Genomic DNA, 23,148 nt, shown 5'->3' on the forward strand with positions numbered 1-23,148 from the left:
ACGCTGGATTGGCACACGTGTGACCGAACTGCAACGCGCCAGAGACTCCCTGGTGGCAAGTAGTAAGGGATAGTCGCGATCGACTGGCAGGGCGTCGGCTGGTTTGACCATGTCAGCCAAACCCGGGGGGATACCAGGACCCTCCGTCAGGCTGCTCACGATCACCGCAGCTCAGCGCTTACGCCCATCTGTAGAGGGAGGAATTCTTTCACCATGCGTGTTACTAAGGGCGCACAGATCGTCGCCGGTACCGCGCTGCTCGCCCTCGCGGTTGCCGCGTGTGGCGGCGGTGGCTCTGACAGTGGCGGCACTGCCGCGGGCGGCGGCGAGACGCCGGTCCGCATGGAAGTCGGTGAGCCCCAGGAGCTTCTGGTTCCGCCGAACACGTCGGAGACCGAGGGTTCCGAGGTCCTCGCCGCAGTGTTCTCGCCGCTCGTGGGCTACGACGCCAACAAGCAGCCAGTCGAGGAAGCCGCCGAGTCGATCACGACGTCGGACAGCAAGGTCTGGACGATCAAGCTCAAGTCCGGCTACACGTGGCACGACGGCACGCCGGTGACCGCCGCGGACTACGCCCGCGCGTGGAACTTCGCCGCCAACCAGGACAACGCCATGAGCGCGTCCTACTTCTTCGGTCGCGTCGACGGCTACGCCGACGTGCACCCGGGTGAGGGCAAGACGCCGACGGCCAAGGAGATGAAGGGCCTCAAGGTCGTCGACGACCTCACGCTCGAGGTCACGCTCTCGGCGCCGTTCTCGCAGTTCAAGACGATGCTCGGCTACACCGCTTTCTACCCGATGCCGAAGTCGGCCTTCGGCCCCGACGGCAAGGTGACCCAGGCCTACGGCGAGCAGCCGATCGGCCAGGGCGCGTTCAAGCTGGACAAGCCCTACAAGAAGGGCACCGACCAGACCATCGACATGACGGTCTACGACAAGTTCTTGGGGCCGAAGCCGAAGAACTGGAAGAAGCTCCAGTTCAAGATCTATACCAGCGCCGAGACCGCGTACAACGACCTGCAGGCCGAGAACCTCGACATCGACGACTCGCTGCCGGCCTCGGCGATCGCCAGCGCCAAGGCCGCGCTGGGTGACCGCTACTTCGACGAGCCCGACGCCGCTGTCGGCTACATCGGCGTGCCGCTGAAGTACAACCCGGACTACAAGAACCCGGACGTCCGCAAGGCCATCTCGATGGCCATCGACAGGAAGACCATCACCGAGACGGTCTTCTCCGGCACCCGCGCGCCCGCCGACGACTTCATCAACCCGGCCATCCCCGGCTACCGCCAGGGCGCGTGCACCTCGTGCACGTACAACCCGGCCGAGGCCAAGAAGCTGTACGACGCGGCCAAGGGCCCCAAGACGATCGAGCTGGGCTACAACGCCGACGGTGGCCACAAGGAGTGGATCGAGGCGGTCGCCAACAACCTCCGCGCCAACCTGGGCATCGAGGTGACGCCGAAGCCGTTCGAGAAGTTCCAGGGCATCCTGGACGCTCTGGACGCCAAGGAGTACAAGGGCCTGTTCCGTATGGGCTGGTCCATCGACTACCCGTCGGCCGAGAACTACCTGACCCCGATCTTCGGCACCGGTTCCATCGGCACCGGTTCGAACTACGGTGGCTACTCCAACAAGGAGTTCGACGAGCTGGTGGCCAAGGGTGACCAGGCGGCCGACCCCGCCGAGGGCCTGAAGTTCTACCAGCAGGCCGACGACATCCTGATCAAGGACCTCCCGTACATCCCGGTTTACTTCTACCGGAGCAACTTCGGGCACTCCACCAAGGTCAAGAATGTCAAGCTCAACCTGCTCAACCAGGTTGAATGGGCGGACATAGAGAAGGCCTGACGTCATTCGCGAGGTGGGCGGCGAGAGCCGCCCACCTGTCGGAGGGCTGAGCTTGGAGGCAGCCACCCGAGCCGGGTGAACCAAGGGCTCCGGGGGCTGCCTCCAAGTCATGTACCGGAGGGCTTCAATGGGCCGTTATGTCATCAGGCGTCTGATCCAGGCGATACCCGTCCTGCTCGGCGCCACCCTACTCATATTCATGATCGTCTTCGCGCTGCCAGGGGACCCCGTCGCGGCGCTCTTCGGAGACAAGCGCCCGGACCCCGCGGTGGCCGAGGTCCTGCGCGAGCAGTATCACCTGAACGATCCGCTGCTGCTGCAGTACTGGTATTACATCAGCGGCGTGCTCTTCCGCGGCGACTTCGGCGTGAACTTCGCCGACATTCCCGTGTCCCAGATCATGGCCGGCAAGTTCCAGGTCACCCTGAACCTCGCCCTGACCGCCCTCGTCATGGAGGCGATCATCGGCGTCGGCCTGGGGCTGTGGGCGGCGCTGCGCCGTGGCAAGGCCACCGACACCGCCATCCTCGCCTCCACACTGCTGCTGATCTCGGTGCCCACGCTGGTGACCGGCTTCGTACTTCAGCTCGTCCTGGGCGTGAAGCTCAAGCAGTGGACGGGTGCGGACATCTTCCCCGTGGCGGGCACGTTCGCGGGCTTCCGCAGCTACCTGCTGCCCGGCTTCGTGCTCGCGGGCACGTCGATCGCGTATCTGACCAGGCTCACCAGGACCAGCCTGGTGGAGACGCTGAGAGCGGACTACATCCGCACGGCCACGGCCAAGGGCCTGTCGAGGCGCCGCGTCATCGGCAGGCACGGGTTGCGTAACGCGCTGATCCCGCTGGTCACCTATCTCGGTGCCGACCTCGGTAACCTGATGGGCGGCGCGGTCATCACAGAAACGATCTTCAATCTCCAAGGGATCGGGAATCAGCTCTTCAATTCGGTCTACTTGCGAGAACAACCGGTCGTGGTGGGCATCGTCACCGTCCTGGTGCTGATCTACATCCTGGCCAACCTGGTCGTCGACTTGTTGTACGCCGTGCTCGACCCGAGGATCCGCTATGAGTAACCCAACCCCGCCGGTGGGGCCCGGGCTCCCGGAGACGCAGACTCTGGTCAGCGACACGGGGGCAGCCCCGGCGACCCCACGACACGGCAAGAAGGCCAAGGAGGGCAAGCCGGCCAGCCTGTGGACCGACGCCTGGTATGACCTCAGGCGCCGGCCGATGTTCATCATGTCGGTGATCATCATCCTGATCCTGCTGGTCATGTCGGTCTGGCCGTCGCTGTTCACCTCGATCGACCCGTACAACGCCAGGACCTGCGACCTGTCCACGGCGAGGCAGGTGCCCAGCGCCGGCCACCTGTTCGGGAAGGACAGCCTGGGCTGCGACGTCTACGCCAGGACGATCCACGGCGCGCGCAACTCCATCATCATCGGCGTGTTCACCACGATCATCACGGCGCTGATCGGCGGCCTGCTCGGCATCGTGGCCGGCTACCGCAGCGGTGTGGTCGACACGGTGTCGTCGCGGGTCACCGAGGTCTTCTTCGCCATCCCCCCGATTCTCGGCGCGCTGCTCATCGCCGCCACCTTCCGCGGCCGGGCCAACAGCATCATGCTGGTCATCCTCGCGCTGGCGGTGCTCGGCTGGCCGATGACGTTCCGCATCATGCGGGCGGCCGTGATCACCGCGAAGAGCCAGGACTTCGTGGTCGCGGCCAGGGCGCTGGGAGCGGGAGCGGGGCGGATCATGTTCCGCCACCTGCTGCCCAACTCGCTGGCCCCGGTCATCGTCGTGGCCACGATCAACCTGGGTGGCTTCATCGCGGCCGAGGCCGCGCTGTCGTTCCTGGGCGTCGGCGTGCAGTCGCCGGACATCTCCTGGGGCCTCATGATCGCCGACGCGCGGAACAGGTTCCTGGAGGCGCCGCTGCCGCTGGTGTTCCCGGCCGTGTTCCTCAGCATCACGGTGCTCGCCTTCATCATGATGGGCGACGCCGTACGCGACGCTCTCGATCCGAAGCTCAGGTAGAAGGGGGGATCAAGTGAAGAAGACGTCACCGGATGTGTTGCCCGCCGAGGGAGGGCTGGGCGACGAACCACTGCTGGCGGTCGACAACCTGCACGTGGAGTTCCGCACGCGCCAGGGGGTCGTTCGCGCGGTGAACGGCGTGAGCTACACGGTCGCCCCCGGCGAGACGCTCGCCGTGCTGGGCGAGTCGGGTTCGGGCAAGTCCGTGACCGCTCAGGCGATCATGGGCATCCTGGACGTGCCGCCGGCGGTCATCCCCAAGGGGGAGATCCGGTTCAGGGGCACCGACCTGCTCAGGCTGTCGGAGGAGGCACGCACGCAGGTGCGCGGCCAGCGCATCGCGATGATCTTCCAGGACGCGCTCTCCGCGCTCAACCCGGTGTTCACCGTGGGCTGGCAGATCAGCGAGATGTTCCGGGTGCACCGGGGCATGTCCAAGGCCGACGCCATGAAGAAGGCCGTCGAGCTGATGGACCGGGTGCGCATCCCGGCCGCCAGGCAGCGCGTGAACGACTATCCGCACCAGTTCTCCGGGGGCATGCGGCAGCGCATCATGATCGCGATGTCGATCGCGCTGGACCCCGAGGTGCTGATCGCGGACGAGCCGACCACGGCGCTCGACGTGACCGTCCAGGCGCAGATCATGGAGCTGCTGGCCGAGCTGCAGCGCGAGAGCCAGATGGGCCTGATCCTGATCACGCACGACCTCGGCGTCGTGGCCGACGTGGCCGACAAGATCGCCGTCATGTACGCGGGGCGCATCGTGGAGAACGCCCCCGTGCACGACATCTACAAGGGGCCCGCCCACCCGTACACGAAGGGCCTGCTCGAGTCGATCCCCCGGGTCGACCTCAAGGGCCAGGACCTGTACGCGATCAAGGGCCTGCCACCCAACCTGCTCGACCTGCCGACCGGTTGCGCGTTCCATCCCCGGTGCCCGTACCGGCAGGACAACTGCGTGACTGACAGCCCCCCGCTCCACGAGATCAGCGGCACCCGAGGCAGCGCGTGCCACTACTGGAGGGAGGTCCTCGATGGCGATCGGTGAGCGCATCCTCGAGGTGCGGGACCTGGTCAAGCACTTCCCGCTGACCCAGGGCATCGTCTTCAAGCGGCAGATCGGCGCGATCAAGGCCGTCGACGGCGTGTCGTTCGACCTGCACAAGGGCGAGACGTTGGGCGTCGTCGGCGAGTCGGGCTGCGGCAAGTCCACCCTCGCCAAGGTGCTGATGGCGCTGGAGCGGCCCACCTCCGGCTCGGTGCTGATCAACGGCCGCGACATCGGCAAGGCCAGGGGCAGCGAGCTCAAGCGGGTGCGCCGCAACATCCAGATGGTGATGCAGGACCCGTACACCTCGCTGAACCCCCGGATGACCGTCGGCGACATCATCGGGGAGCCGTACGAGATCCACACCGAGGTGGCGCCACGGGGCGACCGCCGCAAGAAGGTGCAGGAGCTGCTGGAGGTGGTCGGCCTCAACCCCGACCACATCAACCGCTACCCGCACCAGTTCTCCGGAGGGCAGCGGCAGCGCATCGGCATCGCCCGAGGGCTGGCGCTCCAGCCGGAGATCATCGTCTGTGACGAGCCGGTGTCCGCCCTGGACGTGTCCATCCAGGCACAGGTGATCAACCTGCTCGAGCGGCTGCAGAACGAGTTCAACCTGGCGTACATCTTCATCGCCCACGACCTGTCGGTGGTGCGCCACATCTCCGACCGGGTGGGCGTGATGTACCTGGGCAAGTTCGTGGAGCTCGGCAAGGACACCGAGATCTACGACAAGCCCGCGCATCCGTACACGCAGGCGCTGCTGTCGGCGGTGCCGGTGCCGGACCCGGAGGGGCGGGAGCAGCGGGAGCGGATCATCCTGCAGGGCGACCCGCCGTCCCCGGCCAACCCGCCGTCGGGGTGCCGCTTCCGTACCCGGTGCTGGAAGGCACAGGAGATCTGCGCCGAGGAGGAGCCCCTGCTGCAGGTGCGGCCGGGGACCGGGCACGAGAGCGCCTGCCACTTCGCGGAGACGCACGACGTGGTGCACGCGGGCTGACCCCCTTCGCGCCGAAGGCCCTCCGAGGAGCTCTCCTCGGGGGGCCTTCGCGTCACGTGGTGACGATCAGGGCGGAGCCGTGGCCGAAGAGGCCCTGGTTGGCGGCGAGGCCGACGCGGGCGCCGGCGACCTGGCGCCCGCCCGCCACGCCCCGCAGTTGCAGGGTGAGCTCGCAGAGCTGGGCGATCGCCTGGGCGGGGATCGCCTCGCCGAAGGAGGCCAGGCCGCCCGAGGGGTTGACCGGGATCCGGCCGCCCGGCCCCGTCTCCCCGTCGTGCAGGAGCTTGGCCGCCTCGCCGGGCGGGCACAGGCCGATGTCCTCCATCCAGTCCAGCTCCAGCGCCGTGGAAAGGTCGTACACCTCCGCCAGAGAGACGTCCTGCGGCCCGATCCCCGCCTCCTCGTACGCCGCGTGCGCGATCGCGGCTCTGAAGGGCCTCTCAGGGGCGGGTGCGGCGGCACAGGAGTCGGTGGCGAAGTTCGGCAGCTCCAGGACCGTGTTGGGGAAGGTGGGGGTGACGGTGGACACGGCGGCCACGCGTACCGAGCCGGACAGGCCCCGCCGCCGCGCGTAGGACTCGGAGGCCAGGACCACCGCCGCGCCCCCGTCCGAGGTGGCGCAGATGTCCATGAGGCGCAGCGGGTCGGCGACCATGGGGGAGGCCAGCACCTCCTCGGCGGTGACGGGCTTGCGGTAGCGGGCCATGGGGTTTAGCGATCCGGCCAGCGAGTTCTTGACCTTGACGGCCGCGAAGTCGGCGGGGGTCGAGCCGTACAGGGCCATGCGCCTGCGGGCGTACAGGGCGAAATATGCGGGGTTCGTGGCGCCCAGCAGCCGGAAGCGCTGCCAGTCCGGGTCGTCCGGGCGGTCACCGCCGACCGGTTTGAAGAAGCCCTTCGGGGTCGAGTCCGCCCCCACCACCAGCGCCACGTCGCACAGGCCCGCCAGGATGCGGGTGCGGGCGATGTCGACGGCCTGGGCGCCCGAGGCGCAGGCCGCGTAGCAGGAGGCGACCCTGGCGCCCGACCAGCCCAGCGCCTGGGCGTACGAGGCTCCCGCGATGAAGCCCGGGTAGCCGTTCCTGATCGTGTCCGCCCCGACCACGAACTCCACGTCGGTCCACGCCACCCCGGCGTCGCTCAGCGCCGCGCGGGCGGCCGCCACTCCGTACTCAAGGAAGGGGTGGCCCCACTTCCCCCACGGATGCATCCCGACGCCCAGGACCACGACACTCATGAGGCCCGCCCCCACATCCACACCAGCGGCCCGTCGGCCAGCGGCCCGGAGGTGAGCTCCAGCTCCATGCCCACCTCGAGCTCCGCCGCCGTGAGGCCCTTGACCTGCCCGAGCACCACGATCCCCACCTCGTCCAGCGCCACCGCGGCCAGCGTCACCGGCACGTACGGCTCCGCCGCGACGTAGGGCGCAGGGGGCGGATAACAGGCGTTCGTGTACGACCACACCCTTCCGCGACGGGGGAGCCGGACCGTCTCCGTCGACGTCCCATCGCAGCGTGGATCGGGGCAGAGGGCGCTGCGGGGCGGGAAGCAGACGGTTCCGCAGGTGGCGCACCTGGTGCCCAGCAGGAAGACGCCGTCCTCGTCGATGGCGAACCAGCCCTCGATCGCAAACGTCATAGTCCGGAGTATCGCACAAGCGCTTGCTAGGTTGGGAGGGGTCTCTCCGAGGGTCACCGGCGGCGTTTGCGATGGCGTACGAGCACGTGTGCCGACATCGCCGCCACCAGCACCACCATGCCCGCCACCACCGGTCCTCTGGAAACGGGTGGTGGCCCGTCGCCGGGGTACGGTCCCGGGCCGGCGAGGCGTGGCGCGGGCACGTCCAGGCGGTCGGCCTCCCGCAGGGCGAGCAGCGCGTCGGCCACCCCGTGCCCGTAGGCGGCGCTGTGGCCGTTCGCGGGCCGTTTGCGGGTGCCGAGCTCGATCGCCGTCCGTACGTCGTACGGCGACATGTCCGGATGAGCCGACTTGATCAGGGCCGCGATGCCCGCCACCATGGCCGCCGCCGAGCTGGTGCCGTCGCTCATCACGTACGAGTCGTCTCCGTCGGCCGTGACGATCTCCGTGCCGGGGGCGACCACCGAGAGGTAGTCCTGGCGGTTGGAGAACCTGGTCACGTCCAGCGACCGGTCCACCGCTCCCACGGCGATCACTCCGGGGTAGGCGGCGGGGAAGTTCTTCCTGTTGGCCGATTCGCCGTCATTGCCCGAGGAGGCCACCAACACCGCCCCCTTGTCGATCGCGTACTTGACGGCCTCCTCCTCCGACGCCGAGCCCTCCCAGGCGCCGCTGCCGCCACCCAGGGACATGCTGATCACGTCGGCGCCGTGGTCGACCGCGTACCGGATGCCCCTGGCCAGCGCGTCGTGCCCGCCGGAGCGCTGCTGCACGCGCAGCGGGTCGCCGTTCTCCAGCGTGACCCTGATGGACAGCACCCTGGCCGCGGGGGCCACCCCGATGACGCCGCCCTTGCGCTCGTCGCCGTGCCCGCGCCCGGCGATCAGGCTGGCCATGGCGGTCCCGTGCCACCCCCAGAGGCCCTTGGCGGCGCCGGTCAGGTCGGGGCCCTGGACCACGGCGCCCCGCAGGTCGGGGTGGCAGCAGTTCACGCCGGTGTCAAGCACGGCCACGACCGCGCCCTCGCCCTTGCTCGACCGCCACGCCTCGGGCAGCCGCATCGCGGCGAGCTGCCACTGCCCGGCCCGCGCGGCCTCGCCCACGTCGTCGAAGCTCACGTCGTCCGAGGCGCTCGCCGGGGCGATCCCGACCACCAGCGCGGCCACCAGGACGGGGACGAGGAGCCTGCTCATCGGGCGCGCCAGCGCTCTGACACCGGCGGCTCCGGCAGTGGCCAGATCGCGGACAGTATGGAGAGCAGCACAACGGACAGCTGGTACACGTTGACCTCGAGCGGGAGATCTCGGGAGGGGGAGGATGCCCGCGTGTGCATTCTGGCATGCGACTGGAGGTCATTTGGTGAACAGACCGATACGCGGAGTAATTTCCGATCTGCGAAGCTCATCACTAAGAAGTGGGAGAAAGTCGGACATGCGCTCCAGGCGGGAGCCCCAGCCGCTGCGCCGCGTCACCTGAATTGACCGCGATCGCGATCAGCCCCGCCGCATCCGCGAACGCCACCAGCTCGCCCGGCGGCACCGCCGCGAACGTCTCCCGGTACGGCAGCGCCAGCTGGCGCCGGCCCAGCCACACCCCGAGCGTGTCGCCCACCCGCACGCCCAGCGCGTGCAGGTCGCCGGCCGCGATCGAGAGCTGGGTGTTGCCGTAGCGGTCGACCGAGACGACCTCGCCCTCCACCGAGCCCTCGCGCAGCAGCGACGTCGGCTTCGGCAGCGAGACCAGCCGGCCGACCGGCACCTCGGGCCCCAGGTCGGCGGTTCTCAGCCCGCCGAACAGCCGCCCCGCGACCGGTGAGAACACGTCTCGCCCGTGGAAGGTCGGGGAGACCGGCCGCAGGAAGTGCTCCTCGTTGCTGATCTCGTACGCGGCCTCGGCGCCACCGCTGGCGTGCACCGCCCACGACAGCAGCCCGTTGTCCGGGCCGATGAACACCCGGCCGCCCGCCTCGATGGCGACCGCGCGCCTGGCGCCGCCCGCGCTGGGATCGACCGCGCCGATGTGGATGCCCTTGGGGAGGTAGGGGATGGTCTGGGCGAGAACCGCCGCACCGCGCCGTACGTCTCCCGACGGGATCAGGTGACACACGTCGATCACCCGCGCCTCGGGGGCGATTCCGGCGATCACTCCGTGACACGCTGCTACATAGCCGTCTTCGAGCCCATAGTCGGTGAGGAGTGTGATGACTGAGGTCACATTTCGTGACTGTACGTCGCCCAATCCGCCGTGAACAGCCGCACTCGGCACATTACGATTGGCTCGGGCCCCTGCGCGCATCGGCCCACGCCCCTTTCGAGGAGGACACCATGGGAGCACCGCTCAGCGGTGACAATGCTGCCCAGGAACCGTCCCGCCAACCACTCTCAGAACGCGATATCGAACTCCTCGCCTTCGAGCGCCAGTGGTGGCGCTACGCGGGCGCGAAGGAGCAGGCCATCAAGGAGAGCTTCGGGTTCTCCGCCACGCGCTACTACCAGTTGCTCGGCGAGTTGATCGACAGGCCGGAGGCGCTCGAGCACGATCCCATGCTGGTCAAGAGGCTGCGCAGGTTACGGTCCACCCGCCAGCGTGACCGTGCGGCCAGAAGGCTCGGCATGCGTCCCTGACCGGCTGGGTACGGCAGCCGCGTGAGGAACATCCCTGGAATGGAAGCGATCTTGAGCGATCCGGCCGGTGCCGTGATCGGGCTCGACTTCGACGGGACCCTGTCGCCGATCGTGCCCGACCCCGCCAAGGCCGTGATCCACCCGAAGGCCCCCGAAGTACTCGCCGAGCTGGGCGCCCACGTCCTGGCGGTGGCCATCGTGACCGGCAGGCCGCCTGCCACCGCGCTGGAGCTCGGGCCGGGCCTGGCCGACGTGCCCGGGCTGGTCGTGCTCGGGCACTACGGCTTCGAGCGCTGGGAGGGCGGCCGGATCTCCGGTCCGCCGCCTCCTCCGGGCGTGCCGCGGGCCGAGGCCGAGCTGCCGCTGCTGCTCGGCACGCTCGGCCTGGAGGGCGTGGCCGTCGAGGACAAGGGCCGGGCCGTGGCCGTGCACACCAGGCGCAGTCCGGACCCCGAGGGCGCGCTCGCCAAGCTGCGCGAGCCGCTGGCCAAGCTGGCCGAGAAGCACGGCCTGGTGGTCGAGCCGGGGCGCTTCGTGCTGGAGCTGCGGCCCCCCGGCATGGACAAGGGGCAGGCGCTCGGCCTGTTCCTGGCCGAGCGGGCCGCCAGGTCCGTCATGTTCGTCGGCGACGATCTGGGCGACCTGACCGCGTTCGCGGCCGTCCGCGCCTCCGGGCTGCCCGGCGTGACCGTGTGCAGCGGCTCAGCCGAGGTCATCGCCCTGGCCGAGCAGGCCGACATCGTGGTGGAGGGGCCCGACGGCGTCGTGGCGCTGCTGCAAGAACTTGCATCGGCTTTCAGCCGTTCGTGATTGGTCTGCAAGTCCCGAACTCTAGGGTCGGGCGCATGTCCAAGCGATACCTCGCCGCCGCGGCCGTGGCCGCGGCCACCCTCCTCGCCGTCCCCTCACCCGCGAGCGCCGCGCCCGCGCAGCCGCTCAAGCTCAGAGGCGGCCTGACGATCTATCTCCCGATCGAGTGGAAGGTCTATCGGGTCGACCCCGACTGGATCCGGGTGGTCACCGGCAAGTGCGGCAACCCGAAGGGCGGGTACGGCGTCCCCGAATGCGACAGCTTCTGGGTGCTCGGTCCCAAGGCCATCAAGCAGGGCGACGAGCTCTTCGCCCCCTACACCGGGGCCGAGCCCTTCTACCCGGCGACCGATGTGCAGCTGTGCCCGCACAACCGCAAGTGGGGCCAGACCATGGGCCCGGCGAAGGTCAAGGGCCTGCGCCCGGTCGGCCCCGGCCACAAGGCGGCCTACCGCGAGTGGAAGTTCAGCTGCGTCAGCTATTCGACCGGCAAGGTGAAGTCCCGGTACATGCAGCGCGAGTGGTTTCTACCGAAGACGAAGATCCTGGTCGTCGACCAGTGGAACACGCCGGGGCTGGCCGACGCGCTCAAGAACGCCGACTGGAGCTGAGGACCGTCCTAGATCTCGGCGAGGGCGTCGAGCTGGGCCGCGAGCCACTTCTGCGGCGGCAGGGCGGTGGCCGCCGCGTGCAGCTTGTCGCGGCGCATCCGGCGCTCGTCCTCCGGCATGACGAGCGCCTTGTGCAGCGCGGCGGCCGTGCCGCTGATGTCGTACGGGTTGACCACGAGCGCGTGCGGGCCCAGCTCGGCCGCCGCCCCCGCCTCGCGTGAGAGCACCAGCGCGCAGCGCGGCGACAGGATCGGGCCCTCCTTGGCGACCAGGTTCATCCCGTCGCGGATGGGGTTGACCAGCAGCACGTCGGCCAGCCGGTAGGCGGCCAGCGAGCGCGGGTAGTCGTCGTTGACGTTGAGGATCAGCGGGTCCCAGTCCTCGGTGGCGTAGTCGTCCTCGATCTGCTGGGCGCAGCGCTGCACCGACGCGGTGTACTCGCGATATTCGGGCAGGTCGTGCCGGCTCGGGTACGCGAACGCCAGATGCACCACCTTCCCGTGCCACTCGGGGTGCGCGTCGAGGAACTCGCGGTAGGCCACCAGGCCGCGCACGATGTTCTTCGACAGCTCGGTGCGGTCGATGCGGACGATCAGCCGCCGGTCGCCCACCTGCTCCCTGAGCGCGGCCATGTGCGACTCGACGTCGGGCTCGCAGGCCCGCTCCCACAGCGCCTCGCCGTCCACGCCCAGGCTGTGCACGCCGATGCGGGTGGTCCTGCCCCCGTAGGTGACGCTGCGGCCGGCCCGGTCGGCCTCCGCGCCCAGCAGCGCCTCGCAGCAGTCCATGAACGCCTGCGCCCACCGGTCGGTGAGGAACCCGGCGTGATCGGCGCCCAGAATGCCTTCCAGGACCTCTCCGGCCACTTCGTCGGGCAGCAGCGAGAAGTACTCGGGCGGCGCCCACGGGGTGTGGCTGAAGTGCGCGATGCGCAGATCGGGCCGCTCGGCGCGGAGCATCGCCGGGGTCAACGTCAGGTGGTAGTCCTGCACCATCACGCGGGCGCCGTGGCCGGCCTCCTCGGCCAGCGCCAGCGCGAACGCGCCGTTGTAGTCGCGGTAGGACTCCCACTCCCGCTCGAACCTCGTGCCGAAGTTGGGCGAGTTGGGGATGTCGTAGAGCAGGTGGTTGACGAACCACAGGGTGGAGTTGGCCACCGCGTTGTAGGCCCGGTGGAAGGTGGCGGGCGGGATGTCGAGCATGCGCAGCGGCCCCGTGTCGTAGCCGGCCTGGTCGATCCTGCCGCCGGGCGCCAGGCGGACGGCGCTGCGGTCGCCGTCCGACAGCGCCGCGCACACCCACAGGACGCCGTCCTTCTTGGCCACCCCGGACAGCCCCGACACCAGGCCGCCGCCACCGCGCTTCATGGTCAGCTCGCCGTCGTCGGAGACGGTGAACGAGACCGGTCCTCTGTTGGAGGCCACCAGGACGCTGTTCATCTGAGCTCCCTTCGCCCATAGGATCCCAGCTATGGCGCTTGATGAGCTAACCGAGGAACTCGCCCGCTCCGCCGCTGGAGGAGATCATCGCGCACTTGGCGAGCTTCTGGCGCGGATCGAGCCGGATGTGTTGCGGCACTGCGCCCGGATCCTGCCCTACCACCAGGACGCCGAGGAGGCCTCGCAGGACACCTTGCTGGCCGTGGCGCGCAACATCGGGCGGTTCGAGGGCAGGGCGAGGTTCAGCACCTGGCTCCACATCGTGACGGCCAACTGCGCGCGCACCACGTACAGGTCGCTCAAGCGCAGGGCGGCCGAGCAGAGCTCCGACGAGCTGCCCGTGCAGAAGCCCGACGTGCGGCGGGTGAGCGTGATCGCCGGCTCGCGGCTCGACCTGCTCGACGCCATGGAGGCGCTGGAGGCCGACAAGCCCGACCTGGCGCAGGCGCTGGTGCTGCGCGACATCGTCCAGCTCGACTACAACGAAGTCGCGGAGCAGCTCGGCATCCCGCTCGGCACCGCCAAGTCGCGCATTCACCAGGCGCGCAAATACGTGCAAGGAGTGCTGGGCGACGACTATCGTTGAGACGCCGCATCTCACCTGCTGAGACGAGTCGCCATTTAGGCCCCCTGGGCAGGTAGAGTCCATTTCAACAACTGAATATTGCTCATCCAGAGGGGTGGAGGGACCGGCCCTGCGAAGCCCCGGCAACCCTCCCGGCTTGAGGCTCGCGACCTGGCGAGGCCGACCGGGACAAGGTGCCAATTCCGGTCTGCGGTCAAGGTGGCCGCGGGCGAAGATGAGGGAAGGCCTCGCTTCATGTCGCTCGACTTTGGTCCTGCAGTCGCTCTCTCCTGCCGCGAATGCGGTACGCGCTACCCCCTCGGTCCCAGCTTCGCGTGTCTGGAGTGTTTCGGGCCGCTCGAGGCGGCCTATTCCTTCGGCGCCGTGACCCGTGCGGACATCGAGTCGGGTCCCGCCAACATCTGGCGTTACCGATCCTTGCTCCCGGTTCCTGCGGACGTCGCCAGTAAACCCAACATGAACCCGGGGTGGACCAAACTGGTCAAGGCCGGAAACCTCGGGCGCAAGCTCGGTCTCAAGTCCCTGTACGTGAAGGACGACTCCGGCAACCCCACGCATTCATTCAAGGACCGCGTGGTCGCCATCGCCGTCGAGGCGGCGCGTAACTTCGGCTTCCGCACGCTTTCCTGCTCCTCCACCGGCAATCTCGCGGGCGCGGTCACCGCCGCGGCGGCGCGGGCCGGGCTCGAGGCGTGCGTGTTCATCCCGGCTGATCTCGAAGCGGCGAAGATCGCCATGGCCCGGGTGTTCGGCGGCAAGCTGATCGGCATCGACGGCACGTATGACGAGGTCAACCGGTTCTGCTCCGAGCTGATTGGCGACCCGCTCGGCGACAAGTGGGGATTCGTCAACGTCAACCTGCGGCCGTACTACGCCGAGGGCTCCAAGACGCTCGCGTACGAGATCGCCGAGCAGCTCGGCTGGCGGCTGCCCCAGCAGATCGTCATCCCCATCGCCTCGGGCTCGCAGCTCACCAAGATTGACAAGGGCTTCCGCGAGCTGGTGCAGCTGGGCCTGGTCGAGGACACGCCGTACAAGATCTTCGGGGCGCAGGCGGCCGGGTGCTCGCCGGTCTCCACCGCGTACAAGGCGGGGCACGACGTCGTGCAGCCGGTCAAGCCCAACACCATCGCCAAGTCGCTGGCCATCGGCAACCCGGCCGACGGGCCTTACGTGCTGGACATCGCCCGGCGCACCGGAGGGGCCGTCGAGGACGTCAGCGACGCCGAGATCGTGGCCGCGATCAAGCTGCTGGCCTCGACCGAGGGCGTCTTCGCCGAGACCGCGGGCGGGGTGACCGTGGGCGTGCTGAAGAAGCTGGCCGAGAGCGGTCGGCTCGATCCCGAGGCCGAGACCGTGGTGCTCAACACCGGCGACGGACTCAAGACACTCGACGCGATCAGCGACGATGCCAAGCCCACGGCCGTGATCCGGCCCTCCCTCGACGCGTTCCGCGCGGCTGTCTGACAACCAGGAAAGGCGAGTTTAACCATGAGCGTTACTGTGCGGATTCCCACCATTCTGCGTACGTACACCGGGGGCAACGCGGAAGTCAGTGGCGAAGGCGCGACTCTTCGTGACGTCCTCGCCAAGCTTGACTCCGACTACCCCGGGATCGGTGCGAGAATTCTGGATGAATCGGGCAAGATTCGTCGTTTCGTCAACGTTTACGTTGGGGAAGAGGACGTCCGTTTCGCCGACGGGCTCGACACTCCAGCACCTGAGGGCACTCAGATCTCTATCATCCCGGCAGTCGCCGGCGGCTGAGTGCCATAGATCACAGTCTCGGATGAAGGCGCCCCCTAGTGGGCGCCTTCTGCTTTTCCAGGCCAAATGAACCTTTCAACGACCTTCCATCCGAAGAAATGCGCTGTTTGTGGATTGACTCTGTTGCCAAACCCCGTGCCACAGGTATGGTCGAGGGCGATCGTCTGGCTGATTTTCCGTTAAGTCAGGCGATTACGGGTCTCGCGGAGGAATGGGCGAGATCTGTGGGCCCAGTAAGAGGAGTCGGAAGTGGCGCAGGGCACCGTCAAGTGGTTCAACGCGGACAAGGGCTACGGCTTCATCGCGGTAGACGGTGGTAAGGATGTATTCGTCCATTACTCAGCGATACTGATGGACGGGTACAGAGCTCTCGAACAGGGGCAGCGCGTCGAGTTCGAGATCACGCAGGGCCAGAAGGGTCCCCAGGCAGAGGCCGTTCGCGCGGTCTGACGCGCCCCACTGGTATGCACCGGCAGGATCACGCGGCAGCGCAGTCCGGGCGAACCTGCCACCTCTCTTTCGTCGACTCGGGTGCGGCGAGCCGCATGGGGTTGGCTCGCCGCACTCCGCTGATGGCCTCCACTCCGTGGAGGCGGGCTCGGTCGCCATTGATGCCGTCGCCTTCCCCCGCTCTGGTCGCTGCGCTCCCGCCGCTCCTCCAGGCGCCGGCGGCTCCCTCGCAGGTGACCTGGGAGGAAACACCCGGCAGGAGGGTTCTCGCTTGCACTCGGCAGGGTAGAGTGCTAAACAGTTCGTTGGCACTCTGTACAGCAGAGTGCCAACGATTCGGATCGGGACGATGGGGTCTGCCGAAGGAGATGCTGACCCATGCCGTCGCGGGCGTCGGCTCGGTCCACGACAAGCCACCCTGCATCTGGGAGGTCTAGCCTTATGGCAGCCAAGATGATCGCGTTTGACGAGGACGCCCGGCGCGGTCTCGAGCGCGGTATGAACCAGCTCGCCGACGCCGTCAAGGTGACCTTGGGTCCCAAGGGCCGCAACGTCGTGCTGGAGAAGAAGTGGGGCGCTCCCACGATCACCAACGACGGTGTGTCCATCGCCAAGGAGATCGAGCTCGAGGACCCTTGGGAGAAGATCGGCGCCGAGCTGGTCAAGGAAGTCGCCAAGAAGACCGACGACGTCGCGGGCGACGGCACCACGACCGCCACCGTGCTCGCCCAGGCGCTGGTGCGTGAGGGTCTGCGCAACGTCGCCGCCGGCGCCAACCCGATGGGCCTGAAGAAGGGCATCGAGGCCGCCGTCGAGCGCGTCAGCGAGGAGCTCTCCAAGCTGGCCAAGGACGTGGAGACCAAGGAGCAGATCGCCTCCACCGCCTCCATCTCCGCCGCCGACCCCGAGATCGGCTCGCTCATCGCCGAGGCGATGGACAAGGTCGGCAAGGAAGGCGTCATCACCGTCGAGGAGAGCAACACCTTCGGCCTCGAGCTCGAGCTCACCGAGGGCATGCGCTTCGACAAGGGCATGACGTCGATGTACTTCGTCACCGACTCGGACCGCATGGAGGCCGTGCTCGAGGACCCGTACATCCTGATCGTCAACAGCAAGGTCTCGGCCAACAAGGACCTGCTGCCGCTGCTCGACAAGGTCGTCCAGTCGGGCAAGCCGCTGCTGATCATCGCCGAGGACATCGAGGGCGAGGCCCTGGCGACCCTGGTCGTCAACAAGATCCGCGGCCTGTTCCGCTCCGTGGCCGTCAAGGCCCCGGGCTTCGGCGACCGCCGCAAGGCGATGCTGAACGACATCGCCATCCTGACCGGTGGCCAGGTCATCGCCGAGGAGGTCGGTCTCAAGCTCGAGAACGCCACCCTCGACCTGCTGGGCCGCGCCCGTAAGGTCGTGGTGACCAAGGACGAGACCACGATCGTCGACGGCGCCGGTGACGCCGAGCAGATCGCCGGGCGGGTCAACGAGATCCGCGCCGAGATCGAGCGCACCGACTCCGACTACGACCGTGAGAAGCTGCAGGAGCGCCTGGCCAAGCTGGCCGGTGGCGTGGCGGTCATCAAGGCCGGCGCGGCGACCGAGGTCGAGCTGAAGGAGCGCAAGCACCGCATCGAGGACGCCGTGCGCAACGCGAAGGCGGCCGTCGAGGAGGGCATCGTGCCCGGCGGTGGCGTGGCGCTGCTGCAGGCCGGCGCCAAGGCGTTCGACAAGCTGGAGCTCAACGGTGACGAGGCCACGGGCGCGGCGATCGTGCGCAAGGCCCTGGAGGAGCCGCTGAAGCAGATCGCGGTCAACGCCGGTCTCGAGGGCGGCGTCGTGGTGGAGCGCGTTCGCAACCTCACCCCGGGTGAGGGCCTGAACGCCGCTTCGGGCGAGTACGTCAACATGTTCGAGGCGGGCATCCTCGACCCGGCCAAGGTGACGCGCTCGGCGCTGCAGAACGCCGCTTCCATCGCGGCGCTCTTCCTCACCACCGAGGCCGTCATCGCGGAGAAGCCCGAGAAGACCCCTGCCGCTCCGGCCATGCCGGGCGGCGGCGACATGGACTTCTAGGTCTCTTCTCGCCGTTCGAACGAAGGGCGGCCCGGGGTTTCCCGGGCCGCCCTTGTACGTTCCAGCACAGATCCGCCGGTCATACGCCGTAGACGGGGACGATGTGGCCGCGGGCCAGGGTGTTGGCGGTGATGTTGAAGCCCACCACCGCCGGGCTGGCGTCGCTGTCCACGCCCAGCTTGTCGACCCCCAGAGCGTGGACCGTGAAGACGTAGCGGTGCGGGGCGCCGGGAGGCGGGGCCGCGCCGCCGTACTCCTTCTTGCCGTAGTCGTTGCGGGCGTGGGCCGTCCCGGCGGGCAGGCCCTTGAACTCAGGGCCGGTGCCCGCGCCACCGGGCAGCTCGGTCACGGAGGCCGGGAGGTCGAACAGCACCCAGTGCCAGAAGCCGCTGCCCGTGGGGGCGTCGGGGTCGTAGCAGGTGACGGCGTAGCCGCGGGTCTCGGCAGGCGCGCCCGACCAGCGGAGGTGGGGCGACTGGTTCTGGCCCGTCATGCCCCAGTCGTTGAAGACGTGGAGGTCGCTCAGCCGCTCGCCGTCCCGGATGTCGTCGCTCTCGACCACGAGCGCGGGGACCGACGGCAGGTATTCGTGTGGAAGCGGTGCTGGCACGGCATCCTCCTAGGTTGAGAGCTGCTTGCCCAGCCATCCTAGAAGCGGCCGTGCCCGCCGCCGGTCAGGTGATCAGTGCGTCGCCGTGCCTAGACCGTCAGCTCGGCGGGCAAGGGCTTGTCGTGCAGGACCGTCAGTGACGTCACCGCTCGGGTCAGCACGACGTACAGCCTGGCCAGGCCTCTGGGCTCGGCCGCGACGATGTCCGCGGGCTCCACGACGATGACGTGGTCGTACTCCAAGCCCTTGGCCAGGGTCGCGGGGACGATCAGGAGGCGGTGCTCCTCGGTGGAGTCCGGGTCCAGCACGGCGTGGGGCAGGTCGGCCAGCGCGCGGGAGACGTCGCTGATCAGCGCGTCCGGGACGATGACGCCGATGGAGCCCTCTCTGGACAGGGCCTCCGCGGCGGCCTCCGTGACCGAGCCGCCGGGGCATACCGTGAGCGAGCCGAGGCCGGGGCGGAGTGAGCGGGGGGCGGCCAGGCCGGGGGCGATGGAGGAGAGCAGTTGGGCGGCGTAGTCGAGGACCTCACGCGGCACGCGGAAGCCGAGCGTCAGCTCCGTCACCTCGCCCTCGCGCTGGCCCAGATGCTCGAGCACCGACTTCCACGAGCTGGTCGACCAGGGGGTCGTGCCCTGGGCCAGGTCACCCAGGACGGTGGCCGAGCCGTTGCGGCAGCGGCGGCCGAGCGCTCTCAGCTGCATCTCGGAAAGGTCCTGGGCCTCGTCCACCACCAGGTGGCCCAGGGATGGAGTGCGTTCCATCAGGTCGCGGAGTTCGTCGAGGAGGGCGGCGTCCGCGGCCGACCATTTGGCGGACTTCCAGCTCCGGTACGGGTTCCGCCAAATGAGCATTTCTTGCTCTTCCGGCGACAAATCGGATTTGGCGGATTTCTCAAGAAAATCCGGGTCGGAGAGCAGGCGATAAAGGACCTGTTCTGGCGTTAGTTTAGGCCAGACCGTATCCACGAGCTGCTTCACTGGTTTCGACCTGGCCACCGCGTCCTGAACCCGGTCGTCGGGCGATTCGCCGCGCTGCTCCATTCGCACGAGCACCATATGAGCCAACCGCTGGGCCAGCGCCGCGCGACCCGGGTTGTACCGCGTGGTGCCGCGCAGGGAGGCCACGATCTCGCGTACCTCGTAGTCGGCCACCCGGTAGCGGTACGCCCCCTTGGTGAACACCACGCCCTCCTCGGGCTTCACGATGTGCAGCCAGAGCGCGCGCTCGAGCACCGCCGCCATCCTGGCGTCGCCCTTCACCGCCGCCACCATGGGGTCCTCCGGCGCCGCGTGCTCGCCGAGCAGCCCGGCGACGGTGGTCTGGTCGACCTTGACCTCGCCGAGGGCGGGGAGCACGGAGGAGATGTACGAGAGGAAGGCGCGGTTGGGGCCGACGATCATGACGCCCGCCCTGGCGAGGCGCTCGCGGTGGGTGAACAGCAGGTACGCCGCCCGGTGCAGGCCCACGGCGGTCTTCCCCGTGCCGGGGGCGCCCTGGACGCACACCGTCTGGGCCAGGGTGGAGCGGACGATCTCGTCCTGGTCCGGCTGGATCGTGGCGACGATGTCGCGCATCGGGCCGGTTCGGGGGCGTTCGATCTCCTCGGTGAGGATCTTCGACGGGCCGATCTCGACGCCGTCGCCGAGCGGCTCGTCCTCGAACGCCGTCAGCGCGCCGCCGTGGTATCCGAAGCGGCGCCGCCGTACGACCCCCATGGGATCTGTGGGGCTGGCCTGGTAGAACGCGCGCGACACCGGGGCGCGCCAGTCGATGACCAGGGGCTTGCTGTGGCCGTCGTGCACGTGGCGGCGGCCGACGTAGATCGTGCTGGGAAGGTCGTCTCCCGCGGCGCGGTCGAGGCGGCCGAAGAACAGCGGCGTGTCCGGATGGTCGGCGAGCGCCGCCACGCGCTGGTCGAGGAGGGCCTGGAGGATCTGCTGCGAGACCCAGTCGCCCGCCGCGTCCGCGGACAACGACTGGGTGTGTGCGCGCATGGCCTTGAGCGCGGCTCTGGACTCGGCCAGGTGCGCCTGTTCGGCGGCGAGGACGTCCGAGGGAAATATGTCGGGGGCCAACTGGTGTCCGGGCATGCGAAAGCGCCTCCCTGGGTGGTGTTCGGAGGTGGTTAAGGCAGCGAATCGGCCAGTCTAGTGGCGACGCCGGGCGGCTTCCAAAGCATTTACCGGCCGCGTCGGCTGGTCCTCCGGGCAGAAGGGCGCGAGGTCACCGCCCCGCCGCTTGGAGGTCGTCCGGGCGGGGTAGGGATGGGTGGTGGCGCGGATTCAGCTGCGTTTTTCGCCGATCATTCCCACGATCGCGAGCTTCCTGCTCGCCGCCCTCTGGGCGTTGTCGGTGTTCGCCGGTTGGGGGCTGGAGGCGTTCTGCGTGCGCGGCGAGTCCGCTTCGACGTGCTCGCAGCGACTTGGTACGGTCTCCACGGTGTCAGGGCTGTTCGCCGTGCTCGCCGCCGGCTGCACGGCGGCCGCCTGGCTCCTCCCGCAGTCCAGGAACGACCCGCGCACCTTCGGGCGGATCATGGGCGCGGGCGTGGTCGCCTGGATCGTCGCGGAGGGCGTGCTGTTCCTGGGCGGCCTGATGGCGCGGTAGGCACCGGCTCGGGCCTCACCGCAGCGAACCCCCCGATAGGCAACTAACTGGAAATACCGAAAAAATCGGGCATATCAGGTGGGTTTGTCGGATCATGGGGGTATGTCGCAGGCGGCGTGATAGTACGCAGGTGAGGGGGGTGGTTCGATTGTCTTCGGCCCGCGGAGTCTCGTGGACGTGAGACCATGCTGAACATGCCTGGTCGCTCGAGGCGAGCGGCCGGGCATCACACCCCGCCGAACACGTCGTCGGCGTCGATGATCTGGTACGCGTACCCCTGCTCGGCCAGGAACCGCTGCCGGTGCGCCGCGAACTCCTGGTCCACCGTGTCCCTGCTGACGACCGTGTAGAACCGGGCGCCCCCGCCGTCGGCCTTGGGCCGCAGCACCCGGCCGAGCCGCTGGGCCTCCTCCTGACGCGAGCCGAACGTGCCCGACACCTGGATCGCGATGGCGGCCTCCGGCAGGTCGATGGAGAAGTTCGCCACCTTCGACACCACCAGCACCTGGATCTCCTTGTCGCGGAACGCCTGATAGAGCCGCTCGCGCTCCTTGATCCGGGTCTCGCCCTTGATGACCGGCGCGTTGAGGTGCTCGCCGAGCTCGTCGAGCTGGTCGATGTACTGGCCGATGACCAGCACCTGCTCGCCCAGATGGCGGCGGACCAGGGCCTCGGTCACCTGCGTCTTGGACGGCGTGGTGGCGCAGAAGCGGTAGCGCTCCTCGGATTCGGCCATCGCGTACGCCAGCCGCTCCTCGTCCGTCAGCGTGACGCGCACCTCCACGCAGTCGGCGGGCGCGATCCAGCCCTGGTTCTCCATCTCCTTCCAGGGCGCGTCGTACCGCTTGGGCCCGATCAGCGAGAACACGTCGCCCTCGCGCCCGTCCTCGCGCACCAGCGTCGCGGTCAGCCCCACGCGCCGACGGGCCTGCAGGTCGGCGGTCATCCTGAAGATCGGCGCGGGCAGCAGGTGCACCTCGTCGTAGACGATCAGGCCCCAGTCACGGGCGTCGAACAGCTCCAGGTGCGAGTAGACCCCCTTCCGCCGGGTCGTCATCACCTGGTAGGTGGCGATGGTGACCGGGCGGATCTCCTTCTTCGAGCCGGAGTACTCGCCGATCTCGTCCTCGGTCAGCGAGGTGCGCTTGAGCAGCTCGGTCTTCCACTGGTGGGCCGAGACGGTGTTCGTCACCAGGATGAGCGTGGTGGCCTGCGCGTGCGCCATGGCGGCCGCGCCGACGATGGTCTTGCCCGCGCCACAGGGCAGCACGACCACGCCGGAGCCGCCGTTCCAGAACGCGTCCGCCGCCTCCCGCTGGTAGGGCCGCAGCGCCCACCCCTCCTGCTGCAGCTTGATCGGGTGGGCCTCGCCGTCCACGTAGCCGGCCAGGTCCTCCGCCGGCCAGCCCAGCTTGAGCAGGGCCTGCTTGACGTTGCCGCGGTCGCTCGGGTGCACGATGACCGAGTCGGCGCCGAGCCGCTCGCCCAGCATCGGCTGGATCTTCTTGGAGCGCAGCACCTCCTCCAGCACCGCCCGGTCGGTGGAGGTCAGCACCAGGCCGTTGACCGGGTCCTTCTCCAGTCGCAGCCGGCCGTACCTGGCCATGGTCTCGGCGATGTCCACCAGCAGCGCGTGCGGCACGGGGTAGCGGCTGAAGCTGATCAGCGCGTCGATGACCTGCTCGGCGTCGTGTCCGGCGGCGCGGGCGTTCCAGAGTGCCAGGGGGGTGACGCGGTAGGTGTGCACGTGTTCTGGAGCGCGCTCGAGCTCGGCGAACGGCGCGATCGCCTTGCGGCAGGCGTCCGCCCGTTCGTGGTCGACCTCGAGCAGCAGTGTCTTGTCCGACTGGACGATCAGCGGTCCATCGCTCACTGGCATGTCTCCGTGGGTTCCGTACGGGGCCTGGCGCAACAGGACCATCGTCTCCTGATCCCGGCTGCCCCGCTCCGAGACTCCAACAACCCGCGAGCCCGGATTAGTCCTTGGGCCGCCCAAGG

At 68.7% G+C, this 23,148-nt stretch carries 22 protein-coding genes and 1 riboswitch; of the genes, 14 read left to right on the plus strand and 8 right to left on the minus strand.

Annotation, left to right across the window (positions count from 1 at the left end; translation table 11 throughout):
* Positions 1–213: 213 nt before the first annotated feature.
* From ABN273_RS13375 to ABN273_RS13395, 5 genes are all read left to right on the plus strand, one after another.
* The gene (locus tag ABN273_RS13375; RefSeq protein ID WP_349449058.1) at positions 214–1,851 is read left to right on the plus strand and encodes a peptide ABC transporter substrate-binding protein; all 1,638 of its coding nucleotides are present in this window, start codon (positions 214–216) and stop codon (positions 1,849–1,851) included.
* Between the two features lie 127 nt (positions 1,852–1,978).
* Positions 1,979–2,923, plus strand: a complete 945-nt coding sequence (locus ABN273_RS13380; RefSeq protein WP_349449059.1) for an ABC transporter permease — start codon at positions 1,979–1,981, stop codon at positions 2,921–2,923.
* On the plus strand, positions 2,916–3,890 hold the full coding sequence (locus ABN273_RS13385; RefSeq protein WP_349449060.1) for an ABC transporter permease: 975 nt from the start codon (positions 2,916–2,918) through the stop codon (positions 3,888–3,890). The genes ABN273_RS13380 and ABN273_RS13385 overlap by 8 nt, the downstream gene beginning before the upstream one ends.
* A 13-nt stretch (positions 3,891–3,903) precedes the next feature.
* The gene (locus ABN273_RS13390; protein WP_349449061.1) at positions 3,904–4,938 is read left to right on the plus strand and encodes an ABC transporter ATP-binding protein; all 1,035 of its coding nucleotides are present in this window, start codon (positions 3,904–3,906) and stop codon (positions 4,936–4,938) included.
* Positions 4,925–5,938 (plus strand): ABC transporter ATP-binding protein, encoded by a 1,014-nt coding sequence (locus ABN273_RS13395; protein WP_349449062.1) that lies wholly within the window; start codon positions 4,925–4,927, stop codon positions 5,936–5,938. The genes ABN273_RS13390 and ABN273_RS13395 overlap by 14 nt, the downstream gene beginning before the upstream one ends.
* 52 nt (positions 5,939–5,990) lie before the next feature.
* Here ABN273_RS13395 and ABN273_RS13400 read toward each other — a convergent pair whose 3' ends face one another.
* The 4 genes from ABN273_RS13400 to ABN273_RS13415 form a co-directional block, all read right to left on the minus strand.
* Positions 5,991–7,175, minus strand: coding sequence for a lipid-transfer protein (locus ABN273_RS13400; RefSeq protein WP_349449063.1), 1,185 nt, complete (start codon positions 7,173–7,175; stop codon positions 5,991–5,993).
* Positions 7,172–7,576 carry a Zn-ribbon domain-containing OB-fold protein gene (locus ABN273_RS13405; RefSeq protein ID WP_349449064.1) on the minus strand — a complete coding sequence of 135 codons (405 nt, stop codon included), beginning with the start codon at positions 7,574–7,576 and terminating at the stop codon, positions 7,172–7,174. Before ABN273_RS13405 ends, ABN273_RS13400 begins: the two co-directional genes overlap by 4 nt.
* Positions 7,577–7,629: 53 nt before the next feature.
* Positions 7,630–8,769: a S8 family serine peptidase gene (locus ABN273_RS13410; protein ID WP_349449065.1), complete on the minus strand. Its 1,140-nt coding sequence runs from the start codon at positions 8,767–8,769 to the stop codon at positions 7,630–7,632.
* Between the two features lie 214 nt (positions 8,770–8,983).
* Entirely contained in the window at positions 8,984–9,790 is an 807-nt protein-coding gene (locus ABN273_RS13415) for an SAM hydrolase/SAM-dependent halogenase family protein (RefSeq protein WP_349449066.1), read from the minus strand.
* A gap of 110 nt (positions 9,791–9,900) precedes the next feature.
* On the opposite strand from ABN273_RS13415, the gene ABN273_RS13420 reads away from it, so the two are divergent.
* Genes ABN273_RS13420 through ABN273_RS13430 form a run of 3 tightly spaced genes read left to right on the plus strand, consistent with a single transcriptional unit; the run spans position 9,901 to position 11,621 of the window.
* Positions 9,901–10,200 (plus strand): DUF3263 domain-containing protein, encoded by a 300-nt coding sequence (locus tag ABN273_RS13420; RefSeq protein WP_349449067.1) that lies wholly within the window; start codon positions 9,901–9,903, stop codon positions 10,198–10,200.
* 39 nt (positions 10,201–10,239) lie between these two features.
* Positions 10,240–11,010 carry a trehalose-phosphatase gene (otsB, locus tag ABN273_RS13425; RefSeq protein WP_349449068.1) on the plus strand — a complete coding sequence of 257 codons (771 nt, stop codon included), beginning with the start codon at positions 10,240–10,242 and terminating at the stop codon, positions 11,008–11,010.
* A gap of 35 nt (positions 11,011–11,045) precedes the next feature.
* The gene (locus ABN273_RS13430; RefSeq protein ID WP_349449069.1) at positions 11,046–11,621 is read left to right on the plus strand and encodes a hypothetical protein; all 576 of its coding nucleotides are present in this window, start codon (positions 11,046–11,048) and stop codon (positions 11,619–11,621) included.
* Between the two features lie 8 nt (positions 11,622–11,629).
* On the opposite strand, the gene ABN273_RS13435 is transcribed toward ABN273_RS13430, so the two are convergent.
* Positions 11,630–13,060 carry an alpha,alpha-trehalose-phosphate synthase (UDP-forming) gene (locus ABN273_RS13435; RefSeq protein WP_349449070.1) on the minus strand — a complete coding sequence of 477 codons (1,431 nt, stop codon included), beginning with the start codon at positions 13,058–13,060 and terminating at the stop codon, positions 11,630–11,632.
* 31 nt (positions 13,061–13,091) lie between these two features.
* Between ABN273_RS13435 and ABN273_RS13440 the strand changes: the two genes are divergently transcribed.
* The 5 genes from ABN273_RS13440 to groL all read left to right on the plus strand — a co-directional run bounded on the left by ABN273_RS13440 (position 13,092) and on the right by groL (position 17,930).
* Positions 13,092–13,646 carry an RNA polymerase sigma factor gene (locus ABN273_RS13440; RefSeq protein WP_349449071.1) on the plus strand — a complete coding sequence of 185 codons (555 nt, stop codon included), beginning with the start codon at positions 13,092–13,094 and terminating at the stop codon, positions 13,644–13,646.
* Between the two features lie 79 nt (positions 13,647–13,725).
* Positions 13,726–13,867, plus strand: a riboswitch (SAM riboswitch).
* A 13-nt stretch (positions 13,868–13,880) separates the two neighbouring features.
* Positions 13,881–15,113: a threonine synthase gene (gene thrC / locus ABN273_RS13445; RefSeq protein ID WP_349449072.1), complete on the plus strand. Its 1,233-nt coding sequence runs from the start codon at positions 13,881–13,883 to the stop codon at positions 15,111–15,113.
* Positions 15,114–15,137: 24 nt separating this feature from the next.
* Positions 15,138–15,413 (plus strand): MoaD/ThiS family protein, encoded by a 276-nt coding sequence (locus ABN273_RS13450; RefSeq protein ID WP_349449073.1) that lies wholly within the window; start codon positions 15,138–15,140, stop codon positions 15,411–15,413.
* Between the two features lie 249 nt (positions 15,414–15,662).
* Positions 15,663–15,863, plus strand: a complete 201-nt coding sequence (locus ABN273_RS13455; protein ID WP_238503559.1) for a cold-shock protein — start codon at positions 15,663–15,665, stop codon at positions 15,861–15,863.
* A gap of 441 nt (positions 15,864–16,304) precedes the next feature.
* Positions 16,305–17,930 carry a chaperonin GroEL gene (gene groL, locus ABN273_RS13460; RefSeq protein ID WP_349449074.1) on the plus strand — a complete coding sequence of 542 codons (1,626 nt, stop codon included), beginning with the start codon at positions 16,305–16,307 and terminating at the stop codon, positions 17,928–17,930.
* Positions 17,931–18,009: 79 nt separating this feature from the next.
* On the opposite strand, the gene ABN273_RS13465 is transcribed toward groL, so the two are convergent.
* On the minus strand, positions 18,010–18,540 hold the full coding sequence (locus ABN273_RS13465) for a YbhB/YbcL family Raf kinase inhibitor-like protein (protein ID WP_349449075.1): 531 nt from the start codon (positions 18,538–18,540) through the stop codon (positions 18,010–18,012).
* An 89-nt stretch (positions 18,541–18,629) separates the two neighbouring features.
* Positions 18,630–20,633, minus strand: coding sequence for a HelD family protein (locus ABN273_RS13470; protein ID WP_349449076.1), 2,004 nt, complete (start codon positions 20,631–20,633; stop codon positions 18,630–18,632).
* Between the two features lie 181 nt (positions 20,634–20,814).
* On the opposite strand from ABN273_RS13470, the gene ABN273_RS13475 reads away from it, so the two are divergent.
* Complete coding sequence (locus ABN273_RS13475; protein WP_349449077.1) at positions 20,815–21,150, plus strand: hypothetical protein; 336 nt, start codon at positions 20,815–20,817, stop codon at positions 21,148–21,150.
* A 226-nt stretch (positions 21,151–21,376) separates the two neighbouring features.
* On the opposite strand, the gene ABN273_RS13480 is transcribed toward ABN273_RS13475, so the two are convergent.
* Positions 21,377–23,029, minus strand: coding sequence for a DNA repair helicase XPB (locus ABN273_RS13480; protein ID WP_349449078.1), 1,653 nt, complete (start codon positions 23,027–23,029; stop codon positions 21,377–21,379).
* Between the last annotated feature and the right edge of the window lie 119 nt (positions 23,030–23,148).

Source organism: Nonomuraea sp. B19D2, assembly GCF_040137845.1.
Classification (GTDB): Bacteria; Actinomycetota; Actinomycetes; order Streptosporangiales; family Streptosporangiaceae; genus Nonomuraea.